Genomic DNA, 14,773 nt, shown 5'->3' with positions numbered 1-14,773 from the left:
GGTTTTGGTTATTGGTTTCTAATAATAATTGGCCATTATGCTTATTTTCTTGTCACATACACATAATATGCTCCTGACAAACTGTTGTTATTCTCATCGTCGAACCACGTGTGCAGTGCTACCGGACCTTTTTCCAGGTCGACGGTAAACGTGCAGCCCTGATCGTCCTGTCCTACTTTTTTCCTGCGCATAAATTCACCTGCTTCTCCTTTCAGAAATATTTTTGCGTATGCTATGGGGAAGGATTTACCCGAATCAATACTCTGTCGAAGTGCAGCTCCTGTTTCCTCAGGCCATCTTCGCAATTCGAAGGTATATCTCCCCGCCTCGGCCACATCGAGAAGCCAGTAGCTGTTCTTGTTATCTCCCCGGGCCACCTGCAACTGCCTGTCCAGAAAAACGTCCATCCATTCGCAGGAAGTAAGCAGGGAAGGGTTTTCCTCGGGCGCACCGATGATAACCCGCTGTGGTTTATTCACCACGTCTTTTGCTCCTTCCCAGAACTTATCGAGATATGTTTCCATCTGCCTTACTATTTCCGGGTGCTGTTTAATAACATTATTCTGCTGAAGCGGGTCTTCGGCAAGATTGTATAGTTCACGCCGGTTTAACAGCCGCCATTTTTTCCAGAGAATGGCCGCATCTGATTTTTCGATGATTGATCTTGCATAGGGCGACGGGTAATCCCCGAAAGGCATCCGGCTGAAATTGATCCAGAGTACCCTTTCCGGGTCAACATCTTCTTTCCCTCTCAACACCGGGGCCAGGCTAATCCCGTCGAAAGCCGCGTCCTTTTCCCTGGTGATCTTACAGAGATCCAGAAGCGTGGGAAGGATATCCTGGGCCTGGGTTAGTCCTTCTACATCACGAGGCGTCCCCAGCCTGCCTTCCGGCCACTTGATAAAGAACGGTACGCGGTGGCCTCCTTCGTACAACTGAACTTTCTTGCCCCGCATTCCCGCATTGTAATATTCCGGGCCGAAGGTACTGCCGTTGTCTGTTAAAAAGATCAGGATGGTATTTTTGTCGAGTTTGTTTTTTCTGAGGAATTTCTGAAGCCCTCCTACATTCTCGTCTACATTCCGGATCATGGCCAGATAACGGATAAGCTTGGTTTTGATATCCTCCTCCAGTGAAGCAAATTCCGAGTTTTCGATAACCTCTTCCATTTCCCTGACATCTTCCGGCTTGGCATAGAAGGGCTGGTGGGGGGTATTGGTGGGCAGGTAAACAAAAAACGGCTTTTTGTCTTCTGCTGACTTTTTCATGAAGTTCATGGCACGGTCAAAGAAAACATCGGTGCAATACCCTTTATATGCTTCTCTTTTTCCATTGTGTATGTAAACATCATCGAAATAATCGTTCCCCCAATAATCAGGTACCGAACTGATATGTGAGGAAGGAAACCACAAGGCTTCTTCAAACCCCCTGTCTTCGGGACGATAGGGATAATTATCCCCCAGGTGCCATTTACCGAATATTCCAGTGTTGTAATTGCTCTCCCTGAAGTAATCGGCCATGGTTTTAAGGTCTTTTCTCAGGAGTGTTCTTCCGCTGCTGACATTGGATGCCCCGTTTTTTACCGCATCGATCCCGGTCATCAGCTGGCTCCTGGTAGGTGTACACATGGGGGCAGCATGGAAATCGGTAAACCTCACACTTTCTCCGTGCAGCTTGTCGAGCTGCGGGGTCTTCAGCACGGGATTACCGTGTACGGAGAGTTCTCCATACCCCTGATCATCTGTCATGATCACGATGACATTCGGCCTTTGACCGGCCTGGGCAAAACAGGTTACCTTTGTAGCGACGAGGAGTAATCCTGTTATCAGCAAAGTATTTATGTGATATCTTATCATATGTCTTTTATTTGCATGCATCATATTTACACAATAGTTACCCGGCATCATACAGAGATGTGCAGGTAATGAATGATCAGGAACCTCCCGAATAAATGATCAGCCCCAGCCCGATAATAAAGCAGCAGAACATTGCAGTGATCAGTCCGTTTACCGGCTTCGGGCTGTTCCGGAATTCCTTCCAGATCACTACACCCCAGAATGCGGCGACCAGGGTGGCTCCCTGTCCCAGTCCGTAAGAAATGGCCGGCCCGGCCTTACCGGCGGCAATAAGGTTAAGCACATTACCGAGTGCCCATATACACCCTCCGAGAATCCCGATATTGTGCCATCTTATCTTTCCCTTAAAGTACTGCCTGTAAGATATCGGCTTTCCTTCCAATGGCCTTTTCAGCAAAATACTATTAAAGACCACATTGCTGAGCAATATGCCCACGGAAAAAACAACCACTGCGGTATAAGGGGTCATCATACCTGTCATGGGCTCCCTGAAGTTTTCCAGGTCCATGCCGGATGCCACAAAGCGATAGAACAGTGACATCAGGACACCTGCAATGACCGATACGACAATCCATTTTGAGCCGGAAGCCTCCCGGTTTGGTGAAGACCGGCGATAGGCCACGGCATTGATGATAATGGCCAGCATGACGAAAAACACCCCTGCGAACAAAAGAACGGGATCTCCCTTTTCGACCAGGAAATAATTGAGTACCACACCCAGCACCAGGGCTATCCCGATACCTATGGGAAAGGCTACGGCCATTCCTGCCCCGGCTATGGCGGCAGTGAGCAGTATGTTGGCCAGGTTAAACACTACCCCTCCCGTAATGGCACTGAGTATCTTGGAGGTGTCTGCCTGTTTCAGGTCTTCGATAAAGGGCCTTCCTTCGGTGCCGAAACTCCCCAGTGTCAGGGCTGCTGCCAGCGAAAAGAGAAAAATGCCGATCACATAGTCCCAGTAAAACAGTTCGAACCTCCAGGTTTTCTGAACCAGTTTTTGCGTATTGGCCCAGGAGCCCCAGCACAGCATGGTGATAAAGCAAAAAATAACGGCCGTAAGATAGTTTTCAACAATGAACATGGTATACAGTGATTATGAATTTTCTATCAAAGTGTTTTTAGCGATGAAAGCTTCCACCTGGTGCCTGTCCGGAATAGAGGGCTGGGCTCCCATCCTGGTAACGGATATGGCTGCTGCTGCCATAGAATACCTCAGGGCCTCCTCCCATTCCATTTTCCGGCTCAGCGCGGCAGCCAGTGCGCCGCAAAACGTATCTCCTGCTGCCGTGGAATCTACCGGGTTTACCTTATAGGCCGGCAGGTGCACTGTTTCCCCGGCCCCTGTTCCGTACAGCAGTCCGTTTTCTCCCAGGGTGAGAATGACCTGTTCTACTCCCTTTCCCTGCAAATGCCGGATCACCCGTTCGGGAGACTTGCCGACTTTCATGCCACTGATCGTCTCGGCCTCGGTTTCATTGACTATTAAAATATCTACCAGTTCCAGCAATTCCCTGGGTATGGCCATGGCAGGGGCGGCATTCAGCACTACTTTTTTATTGTTGTCCCTTGCCTTCCGGCTTATTTCCAGATTGGTCAGGACAGGGGTCTCCATCTGCATCAGCAAAATATCTGCCTGTGCTATGGTCTCGTCCAGCGTAGTCAGGTTTTCCGGCAACAGGTCTTCATTGGCACCGGCAATGGTTACGATATTATTCTCCCCGTTGCGGTCTACGGTAATCAGGGCCACGCCTGTAGGTTTATCTTCAGAAAGCAGCATGTAAGACACATCGAGCCCTTCGGACTGATAGTTTTTCTTTATGGCCATTCCGTTCTCATCTTCCCCGATACAGGAAATAAACAACACGTCTGCCCCGGCCCTTTTTGCCGCTATGGCCTGGTTACCTCCTTTTCCGCCCATCATCTGTAAAAACGAATTCCCCATCACTGTTTCCCCGGGCCGGGGAAAATCATCCACGGTAACAATAAGGTCGCGGTTTGAGCTTCCTATAACTAATACTTTCTTCATTTATATTTGTTTGATTGGTATACGACAAAATTCTTCCGGACAGCCTAAAACCGGGGTCTCAACAAGCTATCCTGAAAAGTCGCTTTGCCGTGCATAACAGGTTTATTTAAGTTCATTTTTTTCCGGTTTGTGCATCATCAGGGTCTCGATCTCTCTGGTGAGGGCCTCCAACTCCATTTCCCTGACCAGGCGGATATGCGGACCTTCCGGGTCGTCTTGCCAGCTGCTTATGCCCTCTTCGGTTGCGGTAAATTTTCCCCGTCTTGCTGAGAAATACGGCTCAAAGCCTCTCGCAGCAGCCAGTACAGCCGTCTGATCCCAGCTGGGCCTGCCCTTTTTATCTATACGCCGCACTGACATGCCTTCCCTGTAAGGAATGGTTACCGGGGTCTGTTCTCCTGACTTGATCAGCCTCTTCCCCGTAACCACATCTTTTCCTATTTCAAACCCGCTGAAAACTACAGGGGTCGGCCAGTGACTGATCGCATAGTGCGATGCCTCCTGGTCTTTCCTTACATTAGCTTCTTTCCCAGTCTCAAAATTCCCGGCCATAGCCACCCATTTTTTTACTTTTTTCGTCACCAGCTCTTTTCCGTCCAGGCCCGAAATTGAATCAGGGGGTGACTGCAGCAAATTCTTCATGTTCGTCAGATAGCCAACGGTAACAATAGTAACCGACGTATCGGGCTGGCTGCTGAGCAGGGAACGATATACCTGTACAGCCCCGGGCACATCATTGTTGCTCTTTATGGTGTGAGGGAACCTGGCTACCAGGGTATCCGGCCAGCGCAGGTTCCTGGAATCCTGGCTTGTACCGGATATCTTCGGGGCACCTATGGGCAGGCCGGGCCTGCCGAAATAGGTATTGAGAACTTCAATGGTGGGTGCTACCAGCGGACTTTGGTTGGAAGCCACGGTTCCGAGAATCCGCACTTCTCCCCTGTCGGCCAGCGCATGCAGTACGGCCATGGCTCCTACATCGTCATAATCCCCGCTGATATCCGTATCCATGATAAGGGTAACAGGCGCTTTCCCGGTACCGGAGTCCGGCTCCTGCCCCTTTTCGGCCTTTTTTGCATCCGACTGACAGGAACAGCTCCCCAAGCCTACCATACCGGCCGATAAGAAAGACAACAGGATTGAAACATTTTTTTTCATTTTCTCTATCCATTTAGATTTAAACAGGCAGGTGATCTTCCGTCACTGCATTGAAAACAGGTGTATTTTGATTTATCAGAACAAAAAGAACAACTTTATTAGCACAAATATTAATTTTTGTGCTAAAAATATAAAGAACATGTTTTTAACAAAAGCAACATCTTTTTAAAACAAAAAAGAACAAATACACATTAATACAAGCTACATTTAAGTATTAATTCAATTTTTTCAACTTATTTTAATCATTTAATCAAAATATACCTTTATTTTTCGCTAATATATATCAAAGATTTTTCATGAACAAACGTTTGTTCATATTTTACTATAATAACACCTAAAAGTTAATAATCAAACAGGAATATAATTTATTGGTTTTATGTCAATTATAGTAAATAACCCATTTCCATCCCTTTATAAAGAAAAAAATAGAACAAATTTTGCGCAAAAATAGGTCATGATTTAGTATCTTTGATGTTGTAAATAAATTTCCGTTATGAAAAGAACAAGTATCACGGATATTGCCAAGGCAACAAATCTTTCCATATCCACGGTGTCGCGGGTTATCAACGGAAAGGCCGAGGAATACCGCATCGGGAAGAAATCTCAGAAACTGGTACTGGAAACTGCCAAAAGACTTAATTACAAACCCAATCACGCAGCTGCTCATCTGCGCTCCGGAAAGAGCCGTACTATTGCATTGCTGATCCCTACGCTGGACAATCCTTTTTTTGCAAGCCTTGCCAGCAAGATCAATAATGACCTCAGGGAAGAGGGGTATACCACTATTCTAAGCGAAAGCGGTGAAAACCTGGAACGTGAAAAAGAGATTTTGAGAAACCTGTTGTCCAGAAATATAGAAGGATTGATCATGGTGCCCTGCGGACAGGAGTTTAGCCATATCCTGGAATTGAAAAACAAGGAATTGCCCATTGTGTGTATGGACCGGTATATTGATGAACTGGACCTGCCATATGTTTCGACCGACAATTATTTCGGGGCTTTTGAAGCCACAAAATTGCTGATTAACTCGGGGCACAGGAATATCCTGGGGATTCAGGGCGAATTACAATCTATCCCTAACCAGCAGAGGGCACTGGGTTTTACAGCTGCCCTTAAAGAGGCAAACATAGACCAGGTGAACCTGAAAGGTGACAGCTTCAGTGTTCAGAACGGTTACCTGGAAACAAAACTGGCATTGCAGAATGCCGATATTCCTACAGCTATCTTTGCTTTTAGCAATACCATAGCCCTCGGCTGCCTGAAAGCGCTGAAAGAGGACCGTTTGAGCATACCGGGGGATGTGTCTTTAATATGTTTTGACGATCATCCCTTTCTTGAATTTCTGTCTGCACCGATAACCAGTGTGGCCCAACCGGTGAGTGATATTGCCAGGCTCTCTACGCGGTTCCTGTTTTCACTGATCGGCAAGGATCCGCTGGAATCACAGAAAATGCTGTTTAAACCCCAGATCATAATACGCAATTCCATAAAGAAGATATAGCATTGCCGGGATCTCGCAATGAATGCCGGACATCTTCGGGCGTTTCAAGTTTTCTGTATGGTCAAAATACAGGCTGTTGAAAGTGACTTTACCTGTAATATTCGGGGAAACTACCTATCTTTTTCCGGGGGCCAGCCTTTGTCCGTCCTTAAGCAATTGTTCTTTTAACGCGTCATACGGTACATCCTGAACTGCCTTGTCCATATCAACTGCCAGTACTGCCGCAGTTGCAGCCGATTGTCCCAGGACCATGAATACGGGTTCCATCCGGATCGATCCGAACGCAATATGTGACGCACTTAAACAGACAGGGACCAGCAGGTTTTCACATTCTTCTTTTCCCGGCACTAAGGAACGATAGCTTATGGGGTAGGGCTTGAAACCATGAGCTTCGACATTACCTTCATTCTGCACATACCCGTTGGCATCTACATACCGTTGTACATGATGAGAATCCATGCCATAGGCTGCCAGTCCGACGGGATCTTCTGCAACTTTTAATCCTTCACAGTGGTGCTGGGTCATCACATAGTCACTGACCATCCGCCTTGCTTCCCTGATATAAAGCTGTTGCTGCCATCCGTCGGCACTTTCAAACTCGTCTTTTGCCGTACCCCACCGGGAGACTTCCTTGCGAACTGCTTCCGGAATCCGGGGATGGTTGGCAAGCGTCCACATCAATCCCATCGTATAGTGTTTATGGTCTTCCACTATTTTTTTCCGTTCTTCATAAGAGGCCTCCGGGTAGTGATAGTTCATCCCGATATAGTCGGTAGAGAAACCAAACCTGTTGTTCGTATCGGTTTTCCGGTTCGGCATCCGTGAATTTATCCAGGGGATGATTCCGTTCCCATAGCTGTACATATCTTTCAAGGCCCCCTTCCGGGCTTCGAAATTCCTGAACAACAATTCGTAATCTTTCTCGTCGTAACCGGGGGGTTTCTGAAAAGGAATACGGTTTTCCGGATGATCGGTAAGGCACATCCTAAAGCAGTAGGCCTGTATTTTATCATCTCCCTCACCGTTGAGTCCCGGCTTTTGATTAATATTGGGCAATAAACCACTGGCAGGGTCTCCCTTGATCACATAGGGGTCTACCCCCGGGATCAGGTTGTGTTTGGAGGCATTATGGGAAATCAGGCCGGTAAGGGACTTGTTGATTTTGTCCAGCTGCACCCCGTTCAGCGACTCTCCGTACATAGCATTGCTCTCACGCCCTATGGTATAGCTTATCCCCGCAGCGGCCATCAGGTCGCCCTCATAGGTCGCATCGATAAAGACAGTGCCCGTAAATACTTTTCCGCTTTCCATGGTTACGGAGCGTATTTTCCCGTCAACTTTCTCTACCCCGGTCTCCCTGTTCAGTTTTTCGTTATACACCAACCCGATGTTCTCCTTCGCTAACATTTCCCTGTAAATGGCAAGCGCTGCCGAAGGCTCGAAAGTCCACATGCTGTTCTCTTCTTTTCCCGTCCTGGTCTGCCCGCCGTCGGAATACTCCGATTTTTTCTGCCATTTCCAGTGTTCCGGATTGTCGTAATATTTTCTTACGTTTTCGTAAAATTCCCTTGAAATTCCGCCTATAGCCTGTTTATTACCTATATCCGTCTGCCCCAATCCGCCGGTGGTGAGCCCGCCTATCCTGTTGGTCGGTTCGATAAGAACAACTGATTTTCCCATTCTGCTGCATTGAATGGCAGCAGCGACTCCTGCCGAGGTACCCCCGTAGACGATGACTTCTGCCGTTACCCGGTTAAGTGCCTGCTGTTGGGATTTACAGCTTGTCGTGGTAATAATGGTAAATAATAACAGGGCGACATGTTTAAAATGATATGTATTCATGCTTTGGTTTTTAGTAGTATAAAAAATTTAGTGTGTTGTTGAATTTCCCTCTAATATTTTGTGCAATTCGTTTTTCATTTTCCTTACCCTGCCGGGATATTCTGCTGTAAGATTATGACTTTCGGAGGGGTCATTCTGAAGGTTATAAAGCTCGTAACGGGTACTCCCTCCTTTTTCCGGGAATTGTATGAGCTTCCATTGCCCCTCCCTGAGCCCATAGGCATCGCTACTGGATTGTACCACTATGGAGGTCCTTTTGTGTTCGCTTTTTCCTTGAAAGGCCTCCAGGAGATTAAACCCGTCCGTCGTTGTTCCGTTCTCAAGTTCATACCCCGCTACAGGCGCCAGTGTAGCCATGACATCATTAAGGCCGAATAACTGGTCGCTCTTTATTCCAGGGGGGAAATGTCCCGGCCAGGCAGCGATAAGGGGGGTCCGTACGCCTCCTTCATAGGCGGTCCACTTGCCTCCCCGCAAAGGGAAGTTGGGCCTGTGCTGAGTGCTATCTACTACGGTACCTCCGGGCACCTTATCACCGGGATTCCCGGTCACGAACTGGGAGCCGTTATCGCTGGCAAACAGTACAATTGTATTTTCCCTGAGCCCTGATCTTTCCAGTTCGTCCAAAAGCCGCCCTACATAATGGTCCAGCTCATGTACATAATCGGCATAAGCCCCGGCTCCGGTTGTACCGATAAAATCCGGATGCACGGCAAGCGGGATATGGGGTACATAGGGACTGAAATAGAGAAAAAAGGGTTTGCCGTCTCGCTTTTTCGAATACTGCCTCAGGTAGTCTATACTTTTTCCGGTAATAAAAGGCAGGTAATCTTCCAACGGGATCTTTTCCAGATCTTCCGTACCGGAAGCGGCATCGATCGTATATTTGTTGTGAACAACCGATCCCATAATCCTGTTACCGTCGAGAATCCAGCATTCGCTGGGACTACTGAATCCCAGCCAGTGGTCGAAACCCCGGTCTGCAGGTCCATCGCTTACTTCCTGGCTGACATCAATATTTGCTCCATTATCCCTGGTATAAAATGCTCCGTATCCCGCAGGTTTTTTACCATCGGTCGTTGGAAATAAAGTTCCGAGATGCCATTTTCCGAAACCTGCTGTTTCATATCCTGCCTTTTTGAGCATCTGTGGTAAGGTAAGCTGGCCGGGAGCTATCATGGACCGCTCATAATTTTTCATCGCCCCGGATTTGTTCCAGCTTCTCCACGGGTAGGTGCCTGTCATAAGGGCATAACGTGAGGGGGAGCACACGGCAACCGGGCAATACGCTTCCGTAAACATGATTCCCTGGGATGCCAGCCTGTCTATATTGGGCGTAGGTACTTTGGAATGCTCGTTATAGGCACGGAGGTCTCCATATCCCATATCATCTGCAAGGATAACCAGTATATTGGGCCTTTCGGGGCCTTTTTCGGAAGTGTGCCCGCAGAAAAGTACCAGGGGAAGTACCACAATCCCGATACCGTATTTTATCCGGGAAGAAAGCATTGACCGGAACCCCGGACTCTTTTTTAATAGTTTCATTTGTTAGTCTTTATACCCTTGTTATCTTTTAAAATGCTATTCTCCTCAACACGCTGTTGCAGCGTTTTACTTAAACGGCGAATGGTATCCCGATAGGTTTCGTTTTTGGCCAGATTGTCAAATTCCCCCGGGTCACTGATCTTATCATATAGTTCTACGCCCTTTTTCCCCTTATCCCATTCCGTATAGCGCCATCCGGGAGTGCGGAGGCTCCGCCCTCTCAACTGCCACCCTGCTCCCGGGGTCCCTTTTTCCACCCGGCGTTGAACAGCCGTACCGGCCATTCCGCCAAAATCTGCTTCGGGATCGTCCAGTAACACCTTAAAACTCCTGCCCTGCAAATAGGAGGGAGCTTTTAATCCGGCTACATCGGCAATCGTAGGATAGATATCCGTAAACTCTATTATCCTTGTCGTCCGCTTGGATGCGCCCTCCATTCCGGGTACGGAAATGATCACGGGGGCATTAGTGGCTTCTTCAAAAAGGTTACGCTTCTGCCACATGCCGTGTTGCCCGAGACTGTAACCATGATCGCTCATAAAGATCACTATGGTGTTCTCTTTTAATCCCAATTCTTCCAGTGCACGCATTACCTTACCGACCTGTTCGTCCATAAAAGAGATACTGGCGTAATAGGCCCGGATAATTTCACGCTGCTGTTGTCGGGTCATTCCCATATCTTCTTTATATACCCGGCGGGCGAGCCCTGGAATATCATCCCTGTCGCCGGGAGGATTATACGGGAGGTTTATTTCATCGGGTGGGTATAGGTCAAAAAACCTGAGAGGGGCAATATAAGGGCAATGCGGACGAAAGAAACCGGCAGCGATAAAAAACGGCTTATCCTTGTGTTCTTTAAGGAGTTGTATCGTTTCGGCTGCAACAAGTTCGTCGGTATGAAGTGCGGCAGTATCAGGAACTGCCAGATATGCGGCAGCCGACCCCAAACCCATCTCCGGAGTGAAATTGACCACCTTGTTTTCCAGTGCAACATCCACCCCTTTCGGATTTACCACCGTATTCCAGGAACGGGGGTCGTCCAGGCCGCTGGTCCCGATATCTCCCGGCACCCCCATATGAAAAATTTTACCTACCCGTCCGGAAAAGTATCCGTGCTGTTTGAACAGCTGTGGCATGGTTACCGCGTCGGGAACTTCATCGCGGAAATATTCCTTATTGCCCGGGGTTTTGGTCACGTCCGGGCTCAATCCCGTAAGAATGGCCACCCGGCTCGGGCCGCACAAAGGTACCGTACAGTAGGCATTTTGCAATAGCAGCCCGTCTTGGGCCAGAGCGTCTATATTCGGGGATTTTACCTGGTTATTTCCGAAAGTATTCAGATCTATGCTCAGGTCGTCTGCCATGATGAGCAGTACATTATAGTTTTTCCCGGACTCCTTCTTTTCCTGGGCATATGACACCAGTGTAATTCCCAGAAGAATGCATTTTAACAGGTTGGTTTTCATATATATAAATATTCATCAAAGCTGTGGTGAACGGGATTGATTTTTTGGTTAATAATTCCTTTTAAGGAGCCCTGCTTACATCAGTTGCTCACCTGTGAAGCATGCTTAGCTAAAACGCTCCCTTCTTGTTCTGGTGATCGGCATTTTCTCCTGATCCCGGCATCTCCCCGCGTTTCCCTGCATTCTCATATATCTTTTCGCCTGTGTCCCGGGTATACCAGTCTTTGGTGAGCTGTTCCGACACGTTATCGCCGGTCTCTTCCATCCATTCCGTCAACACACGTCTGAGTTGACTAAGCACCAGTTTATTATGAACATCGGATTTCTTCTCCTTATAGGGTTTATGGTCGAGGAGATTGTCTGTTTGAAGAGGATCATCCTTTAGCAGGAATAATTCTTCATCGGGTCTTGGAAACAGAAAAATATCTGATTGGGCCGAAGTCAGACGCCCGGCTTCTTTGGCCCCTGCCAAAGCGTGGAAAGAAGGACTTTTTACAATATCCAGAGGTCCCTGATTGGGAAGTTTCGGACGGAAATTACGAATGTACAGATGATCTTTTGTCCTGACCATTCGTTCGTGAGCTTCATAATCGTGCCAGTTATGTTCGGCAAAGGCATAAGTCCTGAAGTCTCTGTCTGGATGTTTCAACAATTCCTTAAAACTCCTTCCCTGGAAAGATTCGGGCGACTTAACTCCGCAAATATCCAGGATGGTAGGAGCGATATCGATACTGCTCACCAGGCTGTTGCTCACTATTCCTCTGTTTATATACTCCGGCCAATGGATGATCAAGGGGGTTTTTATCCCCGAATCGTACATCCTGGTCTTGTCTCGCGGAAAAGGGCGGCCGTTATCAGACATAATTATGATCACCGTATTTTCATAAACTTCCTGGCGCTTTAACTCCTTTACCACTTCTCCTATATAAAAATCAAACCGACGGATCTCATCGTAATACCTCGCAAGATCGGCTCTTGTGGTATCATCGTCTACCAGGGTAAGCGGCACTTCTATATCTTCGGGATCATGAGTGCCGGTAAATTCATTTTCACCCCAGTCTCTGTGGGCGTCTATAGAGGCGAACCAAAAGAAGAAAGGTTTATCCCTCTCTCTTTCTTTAAGTGATGGAATCCATTTGGCCTCCCCTCCGTCTCCATTTTCTCTGCCATTGGCATATATCTTATCAAAACCTCGCCTCAATAGTTTTCCCATGTGCCACTTTCCGGCCTGCCCGGTGTAATAGCCTTTTGTTTTAAGCCTGGAAGCCACAGATTCGAAATCAACCACGGGCTGTGTATGCAGTTCTGCCGCACCTGTATTATGAGGGTATCTGCTCGTCAAGATGCTTATACGGCTGGGACTACAGGAACTGGTCGTTAAAATGGCATCATTAAACCTGATTCCTCCCCCGGCCAATGCATCGATGTTCGGGGTTTTTACCACCTGATTGCCATAGGCCCCGAGATCGTCAGCGCTCACATCATCGGCTATAAAAATGATGATATTGGGAGTATGGGGAAGCGCTTCCTGCCCTGTGATATAACAGCTGTAAAGACTCCATATCAAGAAACAGAAAAGCGATTTGTTTTTTAAAGTTTTAATTGTCATAATACCTTTTTTAAGCATTCCGCGAGCACCGGTCAACAGGCAGGGACATATATTATGCCTGCGGTTTTTATTTTTTCTTTTGCCGGGACTGATGTTGCAGGTATGTCTTTAAGTAACGGTTCTGCAGTTTGTCGGAATCTCCGTATTGCCGGCGGAGTTCTTTTAACTTCTCATGGAGTTCTTCCCTTACTGTGGCATATCGGGGATCGTTATAAATATTGTGCATCTCTTCCGGGTCCTCTTCCAGGTCATACATTTCCCATTCATCGATATCGTAATAAAAATGCATGAGTTTATACCGTTTGGTAGCTACCCCGTAATGACGTTTTACCATGTGTACCGACGGGTATTCGTAATAGGTGTAATAAATAGCATCACGCCACTCACCGGTTTTACCGCCGGCCAGTTTCCGGAAAGATTCACCCTGCATGTCTCCGGGTGCTTCCACATCGGCATAATCCAGCAATGTAGGTGCAAAATCCAGGTTTTGTACCAGTTCGTCAATTACCGTTCCCGGGGCAATCTCCTTCGGATACCTCATCAACAACGGGGTACGCAGTGATTGTTCATACATAAAACGCTTGTCGAACCAGCCGTGTTCGCCAAGATAGAATCCCTGATCGGAAGTATATATGACAATAGTATTATCGGCGAGGTCATTTTCTTCGAGGTAATCGAGCAGCTCCCCTACTCCGTCGTCTACAGATTTTATCGTCCGCAGGTAATCCTTGATATAACGATTGTATTTCCACAGTGCTATTTCCCTATCCCGGGCTTTGTCATCACCGAAACGCTCCTTATCCGTAAAATACTTTTCTATGAAAGCCTTGTTTTTAGGCCCGTATGCCGCTTCCCATTGCGATCGCTGCTGTGTATTGAACCGCTTTAACTCCCGGTCAAAACCGGTCTTTTTACCCTCCGGACTGGTCAGGAACTTGAAATCGTGCCCCCATTGGGCGTGACGGGCAACTTCCATCTCCTGCGTCCGGGCAGCAGTACCGCGCCCTTTATACCCGGTTTCCGGATCAAAGAAGTTATCGGGGGGCGTAAAGTTTACCTCATCGTACAGGTGAAGGTATTCGGGGGCCGGTTTCCAGTTACGGTGAGGTGCTTTCTGATTGTAGATCAGGAGGAAGGGTTTTTCCTTATCCCGTTTTTCCTTCAGCCATTCCAGGGCGTATTCGGTAGTAATATCGGTCACATAACCTTCAAAACGCTTTTTTTCGCCGTTAACGATAAAATCGGGATTGTAATAATGGCCCTGGCCGGGTAAGACCATCGAAAAATCAAAGCCCTGGGGAAGTCCGTGAAGGTGGATCTTGCCGATCATTGCAGTAGCATAGCCCGCCTTTTGCAATGCCTTGGGGAAATTGTCCTGATCCCAGTCAAAGGGCTGTACGTTATCTACTTTACCGTTGATAAAACTGTGTTTCCCGGTAAGGATAACCGCCCTGCTGGGGGCACAGATGGAATTGGTTACTGTTGCCCTGGTAAAAATGGCACCTTCATCGGCAAGCCTGTCGATATTCGGGGTCTCATTCAAACCATGTCCGTAGGCACTGACCGCCTGATAAGCATGGTCGTCACTGACCATCAGGATAATATTCGGCCTTTTATGCTTCTCCTGTCCGTTCAGGACAGAAAAACACATACACACCATAAGGCATGACAGACATAGAACGGAATTTAACTTCATTACTGATAAATTTTTCATGGGCAATTTAATAATGTTTATACTAAGGGCTGTACTGTACTGTACTGCCCGATATG

10 protein-coding genes are annotated in these 14,773 nt (G+C 47.6%); 1 reads left to right on the top strand and 9 read right to left on the bottom strand.

All coding sequences use genetic code 11. The features are described 5' to 3' along the window. Window positions 1–41: 41 nt before the first annotated feature. From DN748_RS16905 to DN748_RS16890, 4 genes are all read right to left on the bottom strand, one after another. Window positions 42–1,856, bottom strand: a complete 1,815-nt coding sequence (locus tag DN748_RS16905) for an arylsulfatase (RefSeq protein ID WP_161554593.1) — start codon at window positions 1,854–1,856, stop codon at window positions 42–44. Window positions 1,857–1,932: 76 nt separating this feature from the next. Next, on the bottom strand, window positions 1,933–2,937 hold the full coding sequence (locus tag DN748_RS16900) for a GRP family sugar transporter (RefSeq protein WP_112373016.1): 1,005 nt from the start codon (window positions 2,935–2,937) through the stop codon (window positions 1,933–1,935). A gap of 12 nt (window positions 2,938–2,949) precedes the next feature. Continuing rightward, window positions 2,950–3,882 (bottom strand): ribokinase, encoded by a 933-nt coding sequence (rbsK, locus tag DN748_RS16895; protein ID WP_112373015.1) that lies wholly within the window; start codon window positions 3,880–3,882, stop codon window positions 2,950–2,952. A 102-nt stretch (window positions 3,883–3,984) separates the two neighbouring features. Further along, window positions 3,985–5,040 (bottom strand): nucleoside hydrolase, encoded by a 1,056-nt coding sequence (locus tag DN748_RS16890; protein ID WP_112373014.1) that lies wholly within the window; start codon window positions 5,038–5,040, stop codon window positions 3,985–3,987. A 493-nt stretch (window positions 5,041–5,533) separates the two neighbouring features. Between DN748_RS16890 and DN748_RS16885 the strand changes: the two genes are divergently transcribed. After that, complete coding sequence (locus tag DN748_RS16885) at window positions 5,534–6,541, top strand: LacI family DNA-binding transcriptional regulator (protein ID WP_112373013.1); 1,008 nt, start codon at window positions 5,534–5,536, stop codon at window positions 6,539–6,541. Window positions 6,542–6,655: 114 nt separating this feature from the next. Here DN748_RS16885 and DN748_RS16880 read toward each other — a convergent pair whose 3' ends face one another. The 5 genes from DN748_RS16880 to DN748_RS16860 form a co-directional block, all read right to left on the bottom strand. Next, window positions 6,656–8,383: an FAD-dependent oxidoreductase gene (locus tag DN748_RS16880; protein ID WP_112373012.1), complete on the bottom strand. Its 1,728-nt coding sequence runs from the start codon at window positions 8,381–8,383 to the stop codon at window positions 6,656–6,658. A gap of 27 nt (window positions 8,384–8,410) precedes the next feature. Further along, complete coding sequence (locus DN748_RS16875) at window positions 8,411–9,928, bottom strand: sulfatase family protein (protein WP_112373011.1); 1,518 nt, start codon at window positions 9,926–9,928, stop codon at window positions 8,411–8,413. After that, on the bottom strand, window positions 9,925–11,394 hold the full coding sequence (locus tag DN748_RS16870; RefSeq protein WP_112373010.1) for a sulfatase: 1,470 nt from the start codon (window positions 11,392–11,394) through the stop codon (window positions 9,925–9,927). The genes DN748_RS16875 and DN748_RS16870 overlap by 4 nt, the downstream gene beginning before the upstream one ends. Before the next feature lie 109 nt (window positions 11,395–11,503). Beyond that, a complete protein-coding gene (locus DN748_RS16865; RefSeq protein ID WP_112373009.1) occupies window positions 11,504–13,003 on the bottom strand; it encodes a sulfatase family protein in 1,500 nt (499 codons plus the stop codon). 67 nt (window positions 13,004–13,070) lie between these two features. After that, on the bottom strand, window positions 13,071–14,699 hold the full coding sequence (locus DN748_RS16860; RefSeq protein ID WP_112373008.1) for a sulfatase family protein: 1,629 nt from the start codon (window positions 14,697–14,699) through the stop codon (window positions 13,071–13,073). Between the last annotated feature and the right edge of the window lie 74 nt (window positions 14,700–14,773).

Origin of the sequence: Sinomicrobium soli (genome assembly GCF_003285545.1) — a bacterium.
GTDB lineage: Bacteria > Bacteroidota > Bacteroidia > Flavobacteriales > Flavobacteriaceae > Sinomicrobium.
This window is presented reverse-complemented; position numbering and strand designations above follow the sequence as displayed.